18 protein-coding genes and 1 tRNA gene are annotated in these 19,214 nt (G+C 71.1%); 10 read left to right on the top strand and 9 right to left on the bottom strand.

Features of this window, described 5'->3' with window-relative positions:
* Positions 1–3: 3 nt before the first annotated feature.
* The 7 genes from FB563_RS17635 to galU all read right to left on the bottom strand — a co-directional run bounded on the left by FB563_RS17635 (position 4) and on the right by galU (position 5,502).
* Positions 4–77, bottom strand: a tRNA-Ala gene (locus FB563_RS17635).
* Positions 78–168: 91 nt separating this feature from the next.
* Positions 169–1,359, bottom strand: a complete 1,191-nt coding sequence (gene sepX, locus FB563_RS17630) for a divisome protein SepX/GlpR (RefSeq protein WP_055707052.1) — start codon at positions 1,357–1,359, stop codon at positions 169–171.
* A 173-nt stretch (positions 1,360–1,532) separates the two neighbouring features.
* A complete protein-coding gene (locus tag FB563_RS17625; protein WP_055707051.1) occupies positions 1,533–2,156 on the bottom strand; it encodes a GNAT family N-acetyltransferase in 624 nt (207 codons plus the stop codon).
* A gap of 20 nt (positions 2,157–2,176) precedes the next feature.
* The gene (locus FB563_RS17620; RefSeq protein WP_055707050.1) at positions 2,177–2,677 is read right to left on the bottom strand and encodes a MogA/MoaB family molybdenum cofactor biosynthesis protein; all 501 of its coding nucleotides are present in this window, start codon (positions 2,675–2,677) and stop codon (positions 2,177–2,179) included.
* Complete coding sequence (gene moaC / locus FB563_RS17615) at positions 2,674–3,186, bottom strand: cyclic pyranopterin monophosphate synthase MoaC (RefSeq protein WP_055707049.1); 513 nt, start codon at positions 3,184–3,186, stop codon at positions 2,674–2,676. The genes FB563_RS17620 and moaC overlap by 4 nt, the downstream gene beginning before the upstream one ends.
* A gap of 85 nt (positions 3,187–3,271) precedes the next feature.
* Entirely contained in the window at positions 3,272–4,594 is a 1,323-nt protein-coding gene (gene glp, locus FB563_RS17610; RefSeq protein ID WP_055707048.1) for a molybdotransferase-like divisome protein Glp, read from the bottom strand.
* The gene (galU, locus tag FB563_RS17605) at positions 4,591–5,502 is read right to left on the bottom strand and encodes a UTP--glucose-1-phosphate uridylyltransferase GalU (protein WP_055707047.1); all 912 of its coding nucleotides are present in this window, start codon (positions 5,500–5,502) and stop codon (positions 4,591–4,593) included. The genes glp and galU overlap by 4 nt, the downstream gene beginning before the upstream one ends.
* 134 nt (positions 5,503–5,636) lie before the next feature.
* On the opposite strand from galU, the gene FB563_RS17600 reads away from it, so the two are divergent.
* The gene (locus FB563_RS17600) at positions 5,637–6,218 is read left to right on the top strand and encodes a 5-formyltetrahydrofolate cyclo-ligase (protein ID WP_079048841.1); all 582 of its coding nucleotides are present in this window, start codon (positions 5,637–5,639) and stop codon (positions 6,216–6,218) included.
* Between the two features lie 81 nt (positions 6,219–6,299).
* On the opposite strand, the gene FB563_RS17595 is transcribed toward FB563_RS17600, so the two are convergent.
* The gene (locus tag FB563_RS17595) at positions 6,300–9,134 is read right to left on the bottom strand and encodes a penicillin acylase family protein (RefSeq protein WP_055707344.1); all 2,835 of its coding nucleotides are present in this window, start codon (positions 9,132–9,134) and stop codon (positions 6,300–6,302) included.
* Positions 9,135–9,326: 192 nt separating this feature from the next.
* Between FB563_RS17595 and FB563_RS17590 the strand changes: the two genes are divergently transcribed.
* From FB563_RS17590 to mscL, 6 genes are all read left to right on the top strand, one after another.
* On the top strand, positions 9,327–10,853 hold the full coding sequence (locus FB563_RS17590) for a potassium/proton antiporter (protein WP_079048873.1): 1,527 nt from the start codon (positions 9,327–9,329) through the stop codon (positions 10,851–10,853).
* Between the two features lie 281 nt (positions 10,854–11,134).
* Positions 11,135–12,451, top strand: a complete 1,317-nt coding sequence (locus tag FB563_RS17580) for an MFS transporter (protein ID WP_055707343.1) — start codon at positions 11,135–11,137, stop codon at positions 12,449–12,451.
* A gap of 67 nt (positions 12,452–12,518) precedes the next feature.
* The gene (locus FB563_RS17575; protein ID WP_055707342.1) at positions 12,519–12,821 is read left to right on the top strand and encodes an FmdB family zinc ribbon protein; all 303 of its coding nucleotides are present in this window, start codon (positions 12,519–12,521) and stop codon (positions 12,819–12,821) included.
* A 99-nt stretch (positions 12,822–12,920) separates the two neighbouring features.
* Positions 12,921–13,754 carry an S-methyl-5'-thioadenosine phosphorylase gene (locus FB563_RS17570; RefSeq protein WP_055707346.1) on the top strand — a complete coding sequence of 278 codons (834 nt, stop codon included), beginning with the start codon at positions 12,921–12,923 and terminating at the stop codon, positions 13,752–13,754.
* 164 nt (positions 13,755–13,918) lie between these two features.
* Entirely contained in the window at positions 13,919–14,530 is a 612-nt protein-coding gene (locus tag FB563_RS17565) for a CpaB family protein (protein ID WP_411573197.1), read from the top strand.
* Positions 14,531–14,683: 153 nt separating this feature from the next.
* Positions 14,684–15,142: a large conductance mechanosensitive channel protein MscL gene (gene mscL / locus FB563_RS17560; protein ID WP_055707340.1), complete on the top strand. Its 459-nt coding sequence runs from the start codon at positions 14,684–14,686 to the stop codon at positions 15,140–15,142.
* Between the two features lie 19 nt (positions 15,143–15,161).
* On the opposite strand, the gene FB563_RS42980 is transcribed toward mscL, so the two are convergent.
* Positions 15,162–15,338 carry a hypothetical protein gene (locus FB563_RS42980; protein WP_167528494.1) on the bottom strand — a complete coding sequence of 59 codons (177 nt, stop codon included), beginning with the start codon at positions 15,336–15,338 and terminating at the stop codon, positions 15,162–15,164.
* Positions 15,339–15,490: 152 nt separating this feature from the next.
* Here FB563_RS42980 and FB563_RS17555 point away from each other — a divergent pair, with 152 nt between their 5' ends.
* The 3 genes from FB563_RS17555 to FB563_RS17545 all read left to right on the top strand — a co-directional run bounded on the left by FB563_RS17555 (position 15,491) and on the right by FB563_RS17545 (position 19,205).
* Complete coding sequence (locus FB563_RS17555; RefSeq protein ID WP_055707339.1) at positions 15,491–16,729, top strand: low temperature requirement protein A; 1,239 nt, start codon at positions 15,491–15,493, stop codon at positions 16,727–16,729.
* Positions 16,730–16,766: 37 nt separating this feature from the next.
* On the top strand, positions 16,767–17,792 hold the full coding sequence (locus tag FB563_RS17550) for a P1 family peptidase (protein ID WP_107100672.1): 1,026 nt from the start codon (positions 16,767–16,769) through the stop codon (positions 17,790–17,792).
* Positions 17,793–17,987: 195 nt separating this feature from the next.
* Positions 17,988–19,205: a L,D-transpeptidase gene (locus FB563_RS17545; protein WP_055709648.1), complete on the top strand. Its 1,218-nt coding sequence runs from the start codon at positions 17,988–17,990 to the stop codon at positions 19,203–19,205.
* Positions 19,206–19,214 lie beyond the last annotated feature (9 nt).

The raw sequence follows: 19,214 nt of genomic DNA, 5'->3' as shown, positions 1-19,214 counted from the left end.
GCGTGGACCTGAGGGGATTTGAACCCCTGGCCCCCTCGATGCGAACGAGGTGCGCTACCGGACTGCGCCACAGGCCCTTGCAACGAGTGAAACTTTAGCATCCCGATCGGGGTGCTTGGAAATCCGTTCCCTGACTGGTCAGCGCGCCTTCCGGAAGTGTGGCGGGCGTCACTCGTTGGCCGCGCGGGGCCGGTCGCCGTCCTCGTACTGATCGAAGAGAGGGGTGCGCCCGCCGCGCTCGCGCGACCGGCGCGCGGAGGCCACACGGCGAGCGTCGCCACGGCCGTCCGCCGGCTTCTCCCCGGAAGCGGGCGCCTGTCCGTCCGCCCCGGCCTCCGCCGGGCGACCGGCCTCGTGCTCCGGCGCGACCGGGCTGGAGCGCGCCGAACTCCATGTGCCGGGCGCCCCCAGATCCACGTCGGAGGTGGCACGCGGCGCGACCGGCGCGGTCACGTACGTCGGCAGAGGCACCGGTACCGGGTCCCAGCTGTCGCCGCCAGGCCGCCGCTGCCGCTCGCGCTGCTGGTCGACCCACTCGGCGTGGTCCGTCTGCTCGACCAGGGCGCGCCGGTCCGCGGCGAGCGCGGCGAGCCCCGGGTCCGTCCCGGCCCGCGGGGCGTCCTCCGGTTCGTCCGCGCCGGGGCCCGCGTCGAGGGGCGCGCGGCGGCGCGGCTGGCGCTCCCGCTCACGCAGCCGCTGGGCGGCCACCTCGGCGCGCCGGCGGTCCATCTGGTACGCGAAGCGACGGCGCTCCTGGGAGCGCAGGTACGCGATGTACCCGCTGAGCAGCACGGCCGGCACGGCGGGCACCCACAGGAAGGCGAGCCCGCCGACGGCGGCGACGATCGCGCCCAGCGTGAAGGCGACGAAGAGAACCACAGTGGTGCGCCTGCGGCGCGCGAGAACCTTCGAGCGCCGGGCCCGCGCTGCGGCCGCCTGCGCCGAGGACGCGGGCCGCGCGGACGGCACTCGCTTCTGGGCGGGTGCCGAACCGGACTTGGGCGCCGGTGCGACGTCCTGTTCGCGCGCCGGTTCCACCCTGCCGGACGGCTCGGGTTCGGCGTCGGCGTGCACCTGACGGCGGGTCGGAGGCATGGCGAAGGCCCGGACGTCCACCGAATCGGTGACGGCGTCCGGGGCGCCGGCGTCCGGCTCCCCCTCCTCGGCGGAGCGTGCCCGCAGGTCCTTGGCGTACCGGCGCTCCATTCCCGCCCGTCCGGACAGCAGCCGGATGGCGGTGCTGAAGCGTTCCGTCGGACGGGCCTCGTTCAGCTCGTCCTGCCTACGGAGCCACATCGGCACCAAGTAGGCGGCCCAGGCCCCGACAATGACTGCGTAGATGAGGCCGCTGCTGCTCACGTCTCACACCGTAGAGGGGTTTGCGTGAGGCCATCCGCCAATTGGGCCGGTGTGTCGCACGATCTGGCTGATATTTCTAGCTTTTTTTGCGACCGATGCGATCAGCGGACCGCCTCAGGCGTGAATTCAATACCCCTGAGACGGTCAACAAACGATCAATTTCGAACACATATTCAATTTCCCGTGCTCTGGGGTTTCTGCGGCAGCTGCTGGGAGCGTGCCCGCCGCCACCGCGCCAGCAAACCGTCGGGCACCTCTTCCGCGGTGAGCGCGAACACCAGATGGTCGCGCCAGGCCCCGTCGATGTGCAGATAGCGCGGCCGGAGCCCCTCCTCGCGGAATCCCAGTTTCTCCACGACCCGGCGGCTGGGCCGGTTCTCCGGCCGAATGCACACCTCGATGCGGTGCAGTCCGACGGTGCGGAAACAGTGGTCCACCACCAGCGCGACGGCCGTCGGCATCACCCCGCGCCCGGCCACCGACTCGTCCACCCAGTAACCGACGTGCCCCGAGCACATCGATCCCCAGGTGATCCCGGCGACCGTCAGCTGGCCGACGAGCCGCCCCTGGTACTCGATGACGAACGGCAGCATCCGGCCGGCGTTGGCCTCGGACCGCAGGTGCCGGACCATCTGGCGGTAGGTCGGCCGGTGCGCGATCGGCCCGCTCGGCGTGGGCGGCGGAATGGTCGCCTCCCAGGGGCGCAGCCAGTCCCGGTTGCGCCGGTTCACCTCGCGCCAGGCCCGCTGGTCGCGCAGCCTTATCGGCCGGAGGACGACATCGCCGTCCGCCAGCACGACGGGCCAGGAAGGGCTGTTCAGCTCGCACCCCCGCTGCCGGGTCTGGGGTGGTCGCCGCCGCGGATCTGCTCGACGGCATGGATCAGCAGGGGCTCCAGCACGGCGAGGCCGTCCCGTACCCCGCCCGTGGAGCCCGGCAGGTTGACGATCAGGGTCCGCCCCGCCACACCGGCCAGGCCCCGGGAGAGCGCCGCCGCGGGAACCTTCTCCCGCCCGTACGCCCGGATGGCCTCGGCGATGCCCGGCACCTCCTGGTCGATCACCGCGCGGGTCGCCTCGGGCGTGCGGTCGGTGGGCGAGATCCCGGTGCCGCCGGTGGTGACGATCGCGTCGTAGCCGGCGTCGACTCCCGAGCGCAGGGCCGCTTCCACGGGGTCCCCGTCCGGGACCACCCGGGGGCCGTCGACGTGGAACCCGAAGCTCTTCAGGCCGTCGGCGACCAACGGGCCGCCCTTGTCCTCGTAGACACCCGCGGCGGCCCTGTTGGAGGCGGTGACCACCAGAGCGCGATAGGTCATGCCCGGCTCCAGTCGCCCGACTTGCCGCCCGTCTTCTCCTCCACCCGCACGTCCGTGATGACCGCTCCCTTGTCGACCGCCTTGACCATGTCGATCACGGTGAGCGCGGCGACCGTCACGGCGGTGAGGGCCTCCATCTCGACGCCCGTACGGTCCGTGGTCCGCACGGTGGCCTGGATCTCCACGGCGTCGTCCGCGACCGACAGATCCAGTTTCACACCCGACACCGACAACGGGTGACACAGCGGGATCAGATCCGGTGTGCGCTTGGCGCCCATGATCCCGGCGATCCGTGCCGTCGCGAGGGCATCCCCCTTGGGCACCCCCTCGCCGCGCAGCAGCTCGACCACGCGGGCCGAGACGAGGACACGGCCGCTGGCGCGGGCGGTGCGCGCGGTCACGTCCTTCCCGGACACGTCGACCATCCGGGCCGCGCCCGCCTCGTCGATGTGCGTCAGTCGGTCCTGCGCAGGGGGTCCGGGGGTCTCCCCCCGGAAAGACTCAGCCATGGTGTGTGCCGCTCCCGGTCCGGGCCCGGCGCAGTGCGGTGCGCGGGCCTGTTGTGCGCGACACGGTACCCCCAACCAGCGGGTCTCAGCCGAGCAGGACCACCTCCACCTCGGCGCCGGGCTCGACGGACTCCACGTCCTCGGGGACGACGATCAGCGCGTCGGCCTGGGCCAGCGCCGCGATCAGGTGCGAGCCGGCGCCGCCCACGGGGGTCACCTCGCCGTCTCCGTGGGCACCGCGCAGGAACTGCCGGCGCCCCTTGGGCGAGCGCAGCGCCTTGTCGGCCCTCAAGATGGCCCGGACACGAGGCCGGTGCAGGTCCGTGAGCCCCATCAGGGCGCGGATGGCCGGACGGACGAACAGCTCGAAGGAGACGTACGACGACACCGGGTTGCCCGGCAGGGCCAGCAGCGGCGTGTGGTCGGGGCCGATGGAACCGAAGCCCTGGGGTTTGCCGGGCTGCATGGCGAGCTTGCGGAACTCCACGCCGCTGCCCGCCTCGTCCGCGTCGCCGGCGTACGACAGCGCCTCCTTGACGACGTCGTACGCCCCCACGCTCACCCCGCCCGTGGTCACCAGCAGATCGGCGCGGACGAGCTGGTCCTCGATGGTGGAGCGGAGCGTCTCGGCGTCGTCGGCGACGGCCCCGACCCGGTAGGCGATGGCGCCGGCGTCCCGCGCGGCGGCGGTGAGGGCGAAGCTGTTGGAGTCGTAGATCTGCCCGCGGGCCAGTTCCTCGCCGGGCTGGACGAGTTCGCTGCCGGTGGACAGGACGACCACGCGCGGGCGCGGGCGCACGCGGACCGTGCCGCGGCCGATCGCGGCGAGCAGCGCGATCTGCGGCGGGCCGAGGATCGTCCCGGCCTCGAGGGCGCGGTCGCCGGCCTTCACGTCGCTGCCCTGGGCGCGCACGTGCGCGCGTGCCTCGACGGGACGGTGCACCCGCACCTGCCCCTGCGCGCCCTCGGGGGCCAGGCTGCGCGCCCGCATCCCGCTCACGGGGCCCTCGCCGAGTCCGCCGTCGGTCCACTCCACCGGGACGACGGCCTCGGCACCGGGCGGCAGCGGGGCGCCGGTCATGATGCGGGCGGCCTGGCCGGGGCCGACCCGGACCGGATCGGCCGCGCCCGCCGCGACGTCGCCGACGATCTCCAGGGCGGCCGGGAACTCCGCACTGGCGCCCGCCACGTCCGAGACCCGCACCGCGTACCCGTCCATGGAGCTGTTGTCGAACGGCGGCAGGGACACCGGCACCGTGACGTCGTCGACCAGGACACAGCCCTGGGCGTCGAGCAGTTGCAGCTCGATGGGTTCGAGGGGGCGGACGGTCGAGAGGATGTCCTCCAGGTGCTCGTCCACCGACCACAGGTCGTCCGGGCCGGCGGGGCGGGTCGCGGCGCTGCTCAAGATTGCTGCATCTCCTCGGCTACGTAACTGCGAAGCCAGGTCCGGAAGTCCGGGCCCAGGTCTTCACGTTCGCACGCGAGTCTGACAATGGCACGCAGATAGTCGCCACGGTCGCCGGTGTCATAGCGGCGGCCCTGGAAGACGACGCCGTGCACCGGCCCGCCGACCTTCTCGTCCGCCGCGAGCTGCTGGAGGGCGTCGGTGAGCTGGATCTCACCGCCGCGACCCGGCTCGGTCTTGCGCAGTATGTCGAAGATGTGCGGGTCGAGGACGTAACGGCCGATGATCGCGTAGCTGGAGGGGGCGTCCGCCGGGTCCGGCTTCTCGACCAGCCCGGTCACCCGGACGACGTCGCTGTCGGCGGTCGCCTCCACGGCCGCGCAGCCGTAGAGGTGGATCTGCTCGGGCGCGACCTCCATGAGGGCGATCACGCTGCCGCCGTGCTGCTCCTGGATCTCGATCATGCGCTGCAGGAGCGGGTCGCGCGGGTCGATCAGGTCGTCACCGAGGAGCACGGCGAAGGGCTCGTGGCCGACGTGCGGGGCGGCGCACAGCACGGCGTGGCCGAGACCCCTGGGGTCGCCCTGGCGCACGTAGTGCATGGTCGCCAGGTCGCTGGACTCCTGCACCTTCGCGAGCCGTTCGGCGTCACCCTTCTTGTCGAGCGCCGATTCCAGCTCGTAGTTGCGGTCGAAGTGGTCCTCGAGGGGACGCTTGTTACGCCCGGTGACCATGAGGACGTCGTCCAGCCCTGCCGCGACGGCCTCCTCGACCACGTACTGGATCGCGGGCTTGTCGACGACCGGCAGCATCTCCTTGGGAGTGGCTTTGGTGGCCGGCAGGAACCGGGTGCCGAGGCCTGCCGCGGGGATGACAGCCTTGCTGATCCTGGGGTGCGACTGAGTCATGCCCGCAACCTTATCCGGTGCCTTTGTGCGGAAACTGTGGCTCCGGTTGATTGACCCTTTATGACTGCATTCAAGAAAGGGCGCGAGAACGACCAGTGGAACACGAAGGACGCAGGGGCGAGCCTGACAAGCGAATGTTGCGCCGGGAGTTCCTCTCGGTGAGGAACAGGTTGACGGACGATGACGTCGCCGAGACGGGCCGCGCACTGGCGGAGCGCGCCCTGGAGCTGCCCGAGCTGGCGCACGCACGCACGGTGGCGGCGTACGTCTCCGTGGGGAGCGAGCCCGGCACGCCTGCGCTGCTGGACGCGCTGCGCGCGCGGGGCGTGCGGGTGCTGCTCCCCGCGCTCCTGCCCGACAACGACCTGGACTGGGGCGAATACGCCGGCCGGGGCTCCCTCGCCCGGGTCCAACACAGCGGGAAAATGGCGCTTTTCGAGCCATCCGGGGCGCGTCTCGGTCCGGACGCCGTGACGGCCGCGGACGTCGTGCTGCTGCCCGGTCTCGCGGTCGACGCGCGCGGGATGCGCCTCGGGCGCGGCGGAGGGTCGTACGACCGCGTACTGGCCCGCCTGGAGCGCGCGGGCGCGTGCCCCCGGCTCGTGGTGCTGCTGTACGACACGGAGGTCGTCGCGCGCGTCCCGGCGGAGGCGCACGACAAGCCCGTGCACGCCGTGGTGACGCCCTCCGGCGTGCGCCGCTTCCCGGACGCCTGACCCGGCGCCCCCGCTGCCCGTACGACGAAACGGCCCTCCACGCGCGCGTGGAGGGCCGTTTTCCGTGCGTCAGCCGGCCGGTCAGGGCTTGAGGACGAGCGTGTCGCTCGTGCTCTTGCCGACCGCCTGGTCCGAGAACGACCAGGGCAGCAGTTCGCCCTTCGCCCACAGACTCGTCTGGTCCGTGTAGTGCGCGCTGAAGGCGTGCCCGGAGGCGCCGGTCAGATTGATCCACCTCGACTTGTCGAAGTCGGCGAGGTTGACGACCATCCGCATGGACGGCACCCAGACGACGCCGTAGCCGCCGGCGGCGTTCCAGCCGGTCGCGTTCACCGTGGCCTCACCACCGCTGAGCTTCCAGGGGCCGCGGTTGAGGATGTACTGCAGCGCCTTGGGGCCGTCGGTGCCGAGTGTCTGGTTCTTCAGGAACAGGCGGTGCAGCCGGCCCCAGCTCCAGGTGTCGATGTCCTTGCCGAGCTTGGCGGTCAGCTCCCAGCGGGCGTCGATCATGGCCCGGGCGAAGAGCTGGTCCATGTTGGTGGCCGCGGGCCGGGTGCCCGACCTGGGCGTCTTCCACCAGTCGCTGTCCGGCTTGTCCATCAGCTCGCGCACGACCTCGAACCAGCGGTCGCCGCCGTCCGGCTGCGCCTGGTCGGCGTCGCGCTGGCCGCACTCGCGCACCTTGGCGTCGTCGTCGACCGGGCCGGTGCTGTCGATCTTGTCGACCCACAGGCACTGCCCCTGGACGCGCAACTCCTTGGGCAGCTTGTTGCCGAAGGCGAGCTTGAGGATGTTGCGCCAGACCGCGTTGAAGTAGGCGGCCGCCGCGGAGTCGGACTCCTGGGTGTAGTCCCAGCCCTCCAGCAGCTTCTGTGCGTCGCGGACGTTCTTGTCGTCGAGGTTGATCTTCAGCAGCCTGGGCACCAGGAGCTTGGCGATCTCGCTGCTGTTGTCCAGCTGCATCTGCCGCATGTCCTCGGTCGAGATCTTGCCGCCGTCCTTGATCTTGGACTCGATCAGGTCGGTGATGCGCTGGCTGCGGGTGCCGTAGCCCCAGTCGGTGGTGAGGGTGTACGGGTACTTGTCCTTGTCGACCACGGCCTGGTTGGCGGTGACGATGTAGCCGCGCTTGGGGTTGTACTCGTAGGGCAGCTCGTCCTGCTTGATGAAGCCGGTCCAGCGGTACTTCGAGTCCCATCCCGGAGCCGGGATCGAGCCGTCGTCGACGGAGGAGCGCGTGGGGATCCTGCCGGGCAGCGTGTAGCCGATGTGGTTGTCGGTGTCCGCGTAGACGAGGTTCTGCGAGGGCACGTCGAACAGGGCGGCCGCCGCGCGGAAGTCGCTCCAGTTCGCCGCCTTGTCGAGGGCGAACACGGCGTCCATGGAGGTGCCCGGGTCGAGCGCGGTCCACCTCAGGGCGATGCCGTAGCCGTCGCCGCGGTCGGGGGCGGCGGTGTTGACGGTGGCCCGCTTGCCGACCTGGACGAGTTCGTCGTCGCGGTCGGACAGCAGCGGCATCCCGTCCTGGGTCTGGCGCACGACGATCGACTTGGACGCGCCGCCGGCGACCTTGATGGTCTCCTCGCGGGTCCTGAAGGGCCGGACCTTGCCGTTGTACAGGTAGCCGTTCGCGGTCACCTTCTCCAGGTACAGGTCGGTGACGTCGACCCCGGAGTTGGTCATGCCCCAGGCGATGTTCGCGTTGTGCCCGATGATCACACCGGGCATGCCCGCAAAGGTGTAGCCGGTCACGTCGTACTGGCACTTGCTGGACACGGTGCGGCAGTGCAGGCCCATCTGGTACCAGACGCCCGGCAGGGACGGCGACAGGTGCGGGTCGTTGGCCAGCAGCGGCTTTCCGGTGATGGTGTACTTCCCGGCGACCACCCACGAGTTGGAGCCGATGCCCTGGCCGTTCACTCCGACGGCGGTCGGGACGTCGTCCAGAACGTGGTGGAGGCCCGCCAGCTGGCTTGTGAGCGACGATCCGGTCGTGGCCGAGGCGGAGGAGCCGGTCGTGCCCGTGGAGCCCGCAGAGGCGCCTGTGGCGCCGCCGGCCGTGCCCGTCGTGCCCGTCGTGCCGGTGCTCTGCGAGGCCGTGCCGGCGCCGCCCTGCTCGAAGGACTTGGTCAGCGCGTTGTACTGACCCTCCTGCACGATCGGCTTGTTGCGGCTGTACGGGTACTCCGGGTACAGGTCCTGGATCTGCTGCGGGCCGAGCCGGCTGGTCATCAGGGCGCGGTCGATCTCGTCCTGCATGTTGCCGCGCAGGTCCCAGGCCATCGCCTTGAGCCAGGAGACCGAGTCGACCGGGGTCCACTGCTGCGGCTTGTAGTCGTTGGTGAGGCCCAGGGCGGCGTACTCCAGGGAGATGTCCTTGCCGTCCTTGCCCTGGAGGTAGGCGTTGACGCCCTTGGCGTACGCCTGGAGGTAGGTCTTCGTGGCGGCCGACAGCTTGGTGTCGTACTCCTGCCTGGCGATCCGGTCCCAGCCGAGCGTGCGCAGGAACTCGTCGTTCTTGACCTGGCTCTTGCCGAACATCTCGGACAGGCGGCCGGAGGTCATGTGCCGGCGCACGTCCATCTCCCAGAACCGGTCCTGCGCCTGGACGTAGCCCTGCGCCATGAACAGGTCCTCGTCGGAGGACGCGTAGATCTGCGGGATGCCGTTGCCGTCCCGTTTGACGTCGACCGGCCCCGACAGGCCCTGGAGCGTGATCGTGCCCTTGGTCTGCGGGAAGGAGGCGCGGACGGTGCTGATCGACCAGTACGCCCCGTAGGCGATGCCGCCGATGACGGCCAGGACCAGCACCAGCACGATCAGCCGGGCTTTGCGCCCCTTCTTCCTGCCGGACTTGGCGGGCGCGGCACCGGTGGTGGCGGCGGCACCCGTTGTGGCGGTGGTGTTGGGGGGCATCGCTGTCCTTGCTGTCCTAACGCGAGCGGCAGGTCGGGCTGTGACTTTGAATGAGCGCTGGAGCAACCATAGGCGCAGGGCCCTGTCCCGCTTGACGCGGAGTCGGGAACAAGCGCGCACGGGCGTTCGATCTTGCCTCGGCGAGCGTCAAGAAAGCGTCAAGAGTTAGGTAAGGTAACGAAGTAACCGGAGATCTCAGGGGAGGAAACGCCGCTGACCGTCCACCATCTCAACCAGCTCCTGCTCGTCTGCTCGCTGGTCCTGCTCGTCGCCGTCGCGGCCGTGCGGATCTCCTCCCGCAGCGGGCTCCCCAGCCTGCTCGTCTACCTGGGGATCGGCATCCTCATGGGCCAGGACGGCATCGGGCACATCCACTTCAACAGCGCCGCGCTGACCCAGGTCATGGGCTACGCCGCGCTGGTCGTGATCCTCGCCGAGGGCGGTCTCGGCACGAAGTGGAAGGAGATCAGGCCGGTCCTGTCGTCCGCGTCGGTCCTGGCGACCCTCGGCGTGGCCGTGAGCGTGGGCGTCACGGCGACAGGTGCGCACTACCTGGTCGGGCTGGAGTGGCGGCAGGCGCTCATCATCGGCGCGGTGGTGTCGTCGACGGACGCGGCGGCGGTCTTCTCGGTGCTGCGCAGAGTTCCCCTCCCCGCGCGCGTGACGGGCACGCTGGAGGCGGAGTCCGGCTTCAACGACGCCCCGGTGGTCATCCTGGTCGTCGCCTTCTGCACGGCCGGACCGGTCGAGCACTGGTACGTCCTGCTGGGCGAGATAGCCCTGGAGCTGGCCATCGGCGCGGCCATAGGGCTCGCGGTGGGCTGGTTCGGCTCGTGGGGGCTCAAGCACGTGGCCCTGCCCGCCTCCGGCCTCTACCCGATCGCGGTCATGGCGATCGCCGTGACCGCGTACGCCGCCGGCGCGCTGGGCCACGGCAGCGGCTTCCTGGCCGTCTATCTGGCCTCGATGATGCTCGGCAACGCCAAACTCCCGCACTGGCCGGCCACGCGCGGCTTCGCCGAGGGACTCGGGTGGATCGCCCAGATCGGCATGTTCGTCCTGCTCGGCCTGCTGGTCACCCCGCACGAGCTGGGCGACGACGTCTGGCCCGCCCTGGTGATCGGCCTGGTCCTGACCATGGTGGCCCGGCCGCTGAGCGTGGTGCTCAGCCTGGCGCCGTTCCGGGTGCCGTGGCAGGAGCAGAGCCTGATGTCGTGGGCGGGACTGCGCGGCGCCGTGCCCATCATCCTGGCGACCATCCCGATGGTGAACGGCGTCATCGGCAGCCGCCGCATCTTCAACATCGTCTTCGTGCTGGTCGTGGTCTACACCCTCGTGCAGGGGCCGACGCTGCCCTGGCTGGCCCGCACGCTGCGCCTGGGCGAGGCGGGCGAGGCCGCCGACCTCGGCATCGAGTCGGCGCCCCTGGAGCGGCTGCGCGGACATCTGCTGTCCGTGACGATCCCCGAGGGCTCGCGGATGCACGGCGTGGAGGTCAACGAGCTGCGCCTGCCGCCCGGTGCTGCCGTCACCTTGGTCGTCCGCGATGAAAAATCGTTTGTTCCGCTCCCCACCACAGTGCTGCGGTGGGGCGACGAACTGCTCGTCGTCGCCACCGACCCGGTCCGCGACGCGGCGGAACGACGTCTGCGCGCCGTCGCGCACGGCGGCAAGCTGGCCGGCTGGCTGGGCCTGAACGGAGCGGGCGGCGCGCGTTAAGGGCGCGTTTCGGGCGGCTCACGCCCCATGAAATCCCAGGTTACCGGCGCGCGTGGTGCTCATTTTCACAGCCGTGCAAGCCGATGATCCCTGTACCATGAAGGCGCACCCTGATCGAACCAACTCTGCCTGACGCAGAGCTGGCGCGACCGTATGGCGGCCGTGACGCCCCCCACCCCCCAGTGGGCGCCGGTATCTACCGCAGTCCGCGCAAGAGGACAGCTCTCGGCGCCCGGGCCCGCACGGGGCCCGCGCTACCAGGCGGCAGAAAGGCACGGGCCGTGGGATCCACGGTCAGCACCATCGAACCGGAGAAGGTCTCCGAACCGGAGCAGACCTCGCCGGCCTCGCCCCGCCCGGGGTACGGACAGCTGCTGCGCACCCGCGGCGCCTGGACCTTCCTGCTCCCCGGCTTCGCGGCGCGCCAGCCGTTCGCGATGCTCACCATCTCCATCGTGCTGCTCGTCCAGCACACCACCGGCTCGTACGGCGCCGCGGGTGCCGCCGCGGCCGCCACCGGCGTCTCCATGGCGCTGTTCGCGCCGTACAGCGGACGCCTCGCCGACCGCTACGGCCAGCGCGCCGTGCTGGTCCCCGGCGTGGTGGTGCACACGCTGTCCGGTCTGTCGCTGACCGCGCTCGCACTGGCGCACGCCCCCCTGTGGGCGCTGTTCCTGGCGGCCGTACCGACCGGCGCCTCGGTGCCGCAGGTCGGCCCCATGGTGCGTGCACGCTGGGGCGTGAAGCTGCAGGGTTCGCCCCTGATGGCCACCGCCGCGGCGTTCGAGTCGGTCACGGACGAGCTGACCTTCGTCTTCGGCCCGCTGCTGGCGACCGCGCTGTGCACCGCGGTGACCCCGGCGGCAGGCCTGGTCACCGAGGGCGCGCTGACCCTCGTCGGCGGTCTGCTGTTCGCCGCGCAGAAGGGCACACAGCCGCCGGTGACCGGGGAGAGCGGGCACGCGCGCGTGAAGCACGCCTCCGCGCTCCGCGTGCCGGGCGTGCGGGTGCTGGTCGTGACCTTCCTGGGCATCGGGTCCGTCTTCGGCGGCATGCAGGTGGCGCTGGCGGCGTTCACCGAGTCGATCGGCCAGCCCGGCCTGAACGGCGTCCTGTACGGCGTCTTCGCCGCCGGCAACATGCTGTCCGGCATCGTCTGTGGCGCGATCGCCTGGAAGACCGCCCCGCAGCACCGCCTGGTCGTCGGCTACACGGCGCTCGCGATCGTCGCGTCCGCCCTGTGGACGGCGCACTCGGTCCTGCTGCTGGCCGGGCTCGGCCTGCTGGTCGGCATGTGCATCGCGCCCGCGCTGATCACCGGGTACACGCTGGTCGAGGGCCTGGTCCCGGCCGGCGCCCGCACGGAGGCCTTCACCTGGCTGACCGGTGCGGTCGCGCTCGGGCAGGCGGCCGCCGTCACGGTCGCCGGACAGCTGGAGGACCGGCTGTGGGACGGCGCCGGATTCCTGGTGCCGATGGCCGGCACGGTGCTCGCGCTGGCGACCCTGCTGGCGCTGCGGTCCCGGCTGGTCGCGCGGGGGCAGAACCGCACCGTCGCACGTGGCGTCGGTCACCGCGTGCCGGTGGCGGTGGACTGATCCCCCGGAATACGTCACTATGGTTCGTCGTTAGCACTCATTGAGTGAGAGTGCCAGGAGGAACACAGTGCCGACCTACCAGTACCAGTGCACCGAGTGCGGCGAGGGCCTCGAGGCGGTGCAGAAGTTCACCGACGACGCCCTGACGGAGTGCCCCAACTGCAAGGGCCGCCTGAAGAAGGTGTTCTCCGCGGTCGGCATCGTCTTCAAGGGCTCGGGCTTCTACCGCAACGATTCCCGCGGTTCCACGTCGAGCAGCAGCCCGGCGTCGAAGTCGTCGAGCACGTCGTCGTCCGGCTCGTCCTCGTCCGACTCGAAGCCGGCCTCGTCGTCCTCCTCCTCGAGCTCCGCCAGCAGCTCCGCGGCCTGACCTCTGCCTCCCCGGACCCTGCCGTCGTACGACGGCGGGGTCCTCGGTGCTCTCCGGCACCGCTCCCCCACGGTTTCACGGCCCGCTAGTGTGCTGGTCATGGCGAACGCAGAGATCGGCGTAATAGGCGGTTCGGGCTTCTACTCGTTCCTCGACGACGTGACCGAGGTCCAGGTCGACACCCCTTACGGGCCGCCCAGCGACTCCCTCTTCCTCGGCGAGGTCGCCGGCCGGCGGGTCGCCTTCCTGCCCCGGCACGGCCGCGGCCACCACCTGCCGCCGCACCGCATCAACTACCGCGCCAATCTGTGGGCGCTGCGCTCGGTCGGCGTCCGGCAGGTCCTCGGCCCGTGCGCGGTGGGCGGCCTGCAGCCCGAGTACGGCCCCGGCACCCTGCTCGTGCCGGACCAGTTCGTGGACCGTACGAAGTCCCGGGCACAGTCGTACTTCGACGGGTTGCCGCTGCCCGACGGCACCGTGCCGAACGTCGTGCACGTCTCCATGGCCGACCCCTACTGCCCCACCGGACGGGCTGCCGCGCTGAAGGCCGCCCGGGGGCGGGACTGGGAGCCGGTGGACGGCGGCACGCTGGTCGTGGTCGAGGGACCGCGCTTCTCGACGCGTGCCGAATCGTTGTGGCACCGGGCCCAGGGCTGGTCGGTCGTGGGCATGACCGGTCACCCGGAAGCGGCGCTCGCCCGGGAACTTCAGCTGTGCTACACGTCGCTGACCCTGGTCACCGACCTCGATGCCGGTGCCGAGACCGGTGAGGGCGTCTCGCACGAGGAGGTGCTGCGGGTGTTCGCGGCCAATGTGGACCGGCTGCGGGGCGTGCTGTTCGACGCGGTGGCGGCACTGCCGGAGACCGGGGCGCGGGACTGTCTCTGCGTGGACGCGCTCGGCGGCATGGATCCGGGCTTCGAGCTGCCGTGACACAGGCACGGGAAGTTCCGGAATTTCTCGTTCGAGTGAGCGGGTTGTCCACAAACCGTCGGTGATCCACCGGCTGCGGCGGGATTCGGCGCGAGGCCTCATCGTGGCATCGCAAGCCGAATTCCTCGTCGCAGGCGGTGATTTCCGTGCCTCTGTCCCCGTCCTTGAACCCGTCTCCCACTCCGCCCTCGCCCTCTCCTCTTTCCCCGCCGCCCGTTTCCCCGCCTCCCTTTTCCCCGCTTCCCGTCCGGCTTCCGCGTCCGCTGGGCACGGACGCCCCGGCGACCTGTGAGGTGCCGCAGTTCCCTCCGGTGCGGGTGCGCGGCGGGCGGTATCAACTGCAGCGGCTCGTACGGCACCGCAGGCGGGCCATCGCGGCCGGCCTCGCGGTGACCGCGGCCGCGCTCGTCGCCGCGGGGCCGCGCACGGGCGCCGGACCGCAACCTGCGGAGCGGGCCCGGGCGCACCCGGCCACGGTGCCCGTACGCCGGCATGCGGCCGTGGAGGTGGTGACGGCGCCCGTGCGGATCGCCGACGCGGCCACCGTCCGGCTCCTGCGGCCCGGCGACCGCGTCGACGTCATCGCCGCCGGGGACCCGGCGGCCGGAGGCGTCGCGCGGGTGCTCGCGCGCGGTGTGCGGGTGACCGAGGTGCCCGAGCCGCCGGCGGAGGCGGCCGAGAGCGGGGCGCTGGTCGTGCTGTCGGTGCCGCGTGGCACGGCGGCCAAGCTCGTCGGCGCGAGCGCGACGGCGCGCCTGGCGGTGACGCTGTGCTGATCGACGCCGTGCTGAACCGGCTCGGACGCTTTCTCCGCGGACTGCTGTCACACCGCTCGGTCGAACGGCGGGACTGGACACCATGGCCACACCGTGTCGTAGGTTGCGGAGCGTTTGGTTCCACACCCTGTGCATGCGAGGAGAGTCCCCGAGGTGAGCAAGCAGAAGGAAGCGAGCGTCTGGCAGGGCTTCAAGGCCTTCCTGATGCGCGGCAACGTCGTCGATCTGGCAGTCGCGGTGGTCATCGGCGCGGCCTTCACGAACATCGTGAACTCGGTGGTCAAGGGGGTCATCAACCCGGTGGTCGGAGCGATCGGCACGCAGAGCCTGGACAGCTACAGCTCGTGCCTGACCTCCTCCTGCACAAAAACCCACGGCATCCAGCTGATGTGGGGCTCCGTGCTCGGCGCCACGCTGAATTTCTTGATCACCGCAGCCGTCGTCTACTTCCTCATGATCCTGCCGATGTCGAAGTACCTGGCGCGCCAGGCGGCCCGCAAGGCGGCACGGGAGGGCACCAAGGAGGTCATCGAGGTGACCGAGCTGGAGGTGCTCAAGGAGATCCGCGACGCGCTGGTCGCACAGCGTGGATCGGGACACGACGAGCGCTAGCCGCGCCGCCGCGGGCGGCTCAGAGGTGGTGCGGCGGCTTCTCGTCCAGGAAGCGCTTCAGGTCGGCTGCACTGTCGCCGTCCGTGCGCTCGCCCCAGCCGCGATCGGTGTCGTCCGAGGTCTGCTGGTCCAGCGGGTCGTCGAAGACCAGCGCGGGCTTCGGGTCGCGGGAGCCGGGTGCGGGGGCGGTGCTCATGCCTCAAGGGTACGGCCCCTCTGCACGCGCCCCTGGGCGTCCGCCGCCCGCGTGGGGGCCGCTCGTGACCGCGGCCACTGTCTGCAGTGGTCTTCTTGTCCGCAGTGGTCTTCACAAGGCCTCCCGCCCGCTTTTCTGCTGTGCTGAGAGGCATGACGTCGAGTTCCGCTCCGGCGCCCACCTCCTCGGGCGCACCCCAGTCCTCCGGGCCTCTGCGACGCCTCGTCGCGCGCGGGCGCGACGAGGCGCACCGGGTCTCCTCGCCTCTGGAGCTCTTCTTCGACCTGTGCTTCGTCGTGGCGATCGCGCAGGCGGGCGTGCAACTGGTGCACGCCGTCGCCGAGGGCCACGCGGGCGACGGAATCCTCAACTACGCGATGCAGTTCTTCGCCATCTGGTGGGCCTGGATGAACTTCACCTGGTTCGCCTCGGCGTACGACAACGACGACGTGCTCTACCGGGTGGTCACCCTGGTGCAGATCGCCGGCGTCCTGGTGCTGGCCGCCGGCATCTCGCGGGCCTTCCAGCACCACGACTACCTGGTGGTCTGGCTCGGCTACCTGATCATGCGGCTGGCGATGGCCACGCAGTGGCTGAGAGCCGCGCGTTCGGCCGAGGGCGCCGAGCGGACCGTGGCGTTGCGGTACGCGTGCGGCGTGCTCCTGTGCCAGGTCGGCTGGCTGGGACTGCTGCTGCTGCCCGGACCCGCGCGGCCCTGGGTGTTCCTGGTGATGGCGATCGCGGAGATGTGCGTGCCGCTGTTCGCCGAGAAGCACCACGAGACGTCCTGGCATTCGCATCACATCGCCGAGCGGTACGGCCTGTTCACCATCATCGTGCTCGGCGAGACGGTCGCCTCGGCGACGGTCGCCGTGAAGGGGGCCTTCGACGAGCACAACGCGCTGGGCGAGCTGCTGCCGATCGCGGCGGGCGGACTCCTGATCGTCTTCTCCGCGTGGTGGATCTACTTCGTGGTGCCCATCCACGGTCACCTCCGTGCCCATGGTCAGGCGTTCCTGTGGGGTTACGGCCACTACCTGATCTTCGCCTCGGCCGCGGCGATCGGCGCGGGCCTGGAGGTGACCGTGGAGCACGCGGTCGGCAGGACCCACATCTCCACGCTGTCCGCGTCGGCGGCCGTGACACTGCCCACGGCGCTGTATCTGATCACCGTCTGGGCGCTCCACTCGCGGCACTTCAAGGTCGGCATCGCCCAGCAACTGGTGCTGCCGGCCACGGCGCTGCTGGTGATCTGCTGCACCTTCCTGGGCGACTGGGCGGTGTTCGCGACGGGGCTGGTGTGCGCGTCCGCGGTGGCGGTCGGGGTGACGCTGACGGCGCGCACGGCCGGCCGGGAGCGTGCGGCGAGCGCCACCGCTCCGGCCGGCTGACTGCCCCAGGGCGCCTCGGCGGGCGAGACTGGCCCCCATGACAGTTGACGCAATCACGGACGTCGCCGGGGTGCGGGTGGGGCACGCCACCCTCCGCGGAGACGGCCGGCTCACCGGCACCACGGTCGTGCTCGCTCCGGAGGGCGGCGCGGTCGCCGCCGTGGACGTGCGCGGCGGCGGCCCCGGCACCAGGGAGACCGACGCGCTCGATCCGCGGAACGTGGTGCAGCGGGTCGATGCCGTGGTCCTGACCGGTGGCAGCGCGTACGGGCTCGACGCGGCGTCCGGCGTGATGGCCTGGCTGGAGGAGCGGGGGCGCGGAGTGCGGGTGGGCCCGGACCCGGGGCATGTCGTGCCGGTCGTGCCCGCCGCGTGCGTCTTCGACCTGGGGCGCGGAGGGAACTTCGGCGCGCGGCCGGACGCGGCGACCGGGCGCACGGCGGTGGAGGCCGCGGCGGTGAGCACGCCGGGTGGTCGGGTGGCGGAGGGCTGCGTCGGGGCCGGGACGGGCGCCGCGGCGGGACGGATCAAGGGCGGCGTGGGCACCGCGAGCACGGTGCTGGACTCGGGAATCACCGTGGCCGCGCTCGTGGTCGTGAACGCCGCGGGGTCGGTGATCGAGCCGGAGACGGGGGCGCTGTACGGGGAGTTGAGTCAGGGGCGAGTGGAGTATCCCGGGGAGCGCGTGCACGAGGCCGCGTGCCGGCGCCTCGACGAAACAGCCGCCAAGAACGCGCCGCCTCCGCTCAACACGACGTTGGCGGTGGTCGCGACCGACGCGCACCTCTCCAAGGCGCAGGCGCAGAAGCTGGCGGGCACGGCGCACGACGGGATCGCGCGCGCCGTACGGCCGGTCCACCTCATGAACGACGGCGACACGGTGTTCGCCCTCGCGACCGGCACGCGCGCTCTCGCCGAGCACCCGCTGGAGCTCAACGGCATCCTCGCGGCCGGTGCGGATGTCGTGACGCGCGCGATCGTGCGGGGCGTCCGCGCAGCCGAGTCGGTCGACGGGCCCGGTGGAGTGTGGCCGTCGTACGGGGAGTTGTACGGAGCGAGGTAGGGGGTGCGGGCGGGGGCGGACGGCGGGGCGCGGTGGGCTGTGGTCGGGGTGGACCGTCCGCCGGACGCGAATTGTCGCGGTTCTGTCACGTGATGGCGGTTCACAGGAGTGGGAGGGAACCTTTCCGGGCGCCAGTGCCCTCTTTCCTCACGCACTGGAACGGATCACGCACATCACACGAACCTGGAGCAGCCCGTGACAACGCCGGACATTGCAGCGCGGCGCGTACTGGGGGCCTGTGCCGCCCTGCTGGTCGGCAGCCTCACCCTTACCGCGTGCGGTGGCAGCGCCAACGCCACTGACGACGGCAAGGGCGGCAAGAACTCCCCCAAGACGTCGACGGCGAGGATCCTCATCTCCGCCAAGGACGGCTCGACCGACGCGTCCATCAACGCGACCGGCGTGAGGGTCAGCGGCGGAAAGCTGACCGACGTGAAGATGACCGTGTCAGGGACGGGGCAGGCCGTGGCCGGGGCGATCTCGGCGGACGGCAGCAGCTGGAAGCCGAAGCAGCAGCTGGAGCGCGGGACGAAGTACCAGATAGACGCGACCGCGAAGGACGCCGACGGGCGGACCGCGGCGGCCAACTCCATCTTCACCACGGTGACGTCGGCGAACAGCTTCATCGGTACCTACACGCCGGACAACGGCACCACGGTCGGGGTGGGGATGCCGGTGTCGTTCACGTTCGACAAGTCGATCACCGACAAGAAGGCCGTGCAGTCGCACATCACTATCGGCTCCAGCAGCGGTCAGCAGGTGGTCGGGCACTGGTTCGGGGACCGGCGCCTGGACTTCCGGCCGCAGGACTACTGGAAGGCCGGCTCCAAGGTCACGATGAAGATCGACCTGGACGGGGTCCAGGGCGCGCACGGCGTCTACGGGGTGCAGAAGAAGACCGTCTCCTTCACCATCGGGCGGTCGCAGGTCTCCACGGTCGACGCCCACACCCAGACCATGACCGTGGTGCGGGACGGCAGGACGGTCAGGTCGATTCCGATCTCCACCGGAAGCCCGCAGCACACCACCTACAACGGGCAGATGGTGATCTCCGAGAAGTTCACCCAGACCCGCATGGACAGCCGGACGGTCGGCCTCGGCGGCGAGTACGACATCCCTGACGTGCCGCATGCGATGCGCCTGACGGACTCCGGCACCTTCATCCACGGCAACTACTGGTACGACAAGGGCAATCCGCCCTTCGGCCGCGAGGGCACCAGCCACGGCTGCGTCGGCCTGGCCGATGTGCAGGGCGCGCAGGGCGCCACGCCTGCCAAGTGGTTCTACGACAACTCGCTCATCGGGGACGTCGTCGTCGTGAAGAACTCCCCGGACACGTCGGTATCCCCGGACAACGGCCTGAACGGCTGGAACATGTCCTGGAGCGCCTGGACCGCCGGAAGCGCCGCCTGAGCGGCGGTT

This window comes from Streptomyces puniciscabiei (assembly GCF_006715785.1).
Lineage (GTDB): Bacteria > Actinomycetota > Actinomycetes > Streptomycetales > Streptomycetaceae > Streptomyces > Streptomyces puniciscabiei.
This window is presented reverse-complemented; position numbering and strand designations above follow the sequence as displayed.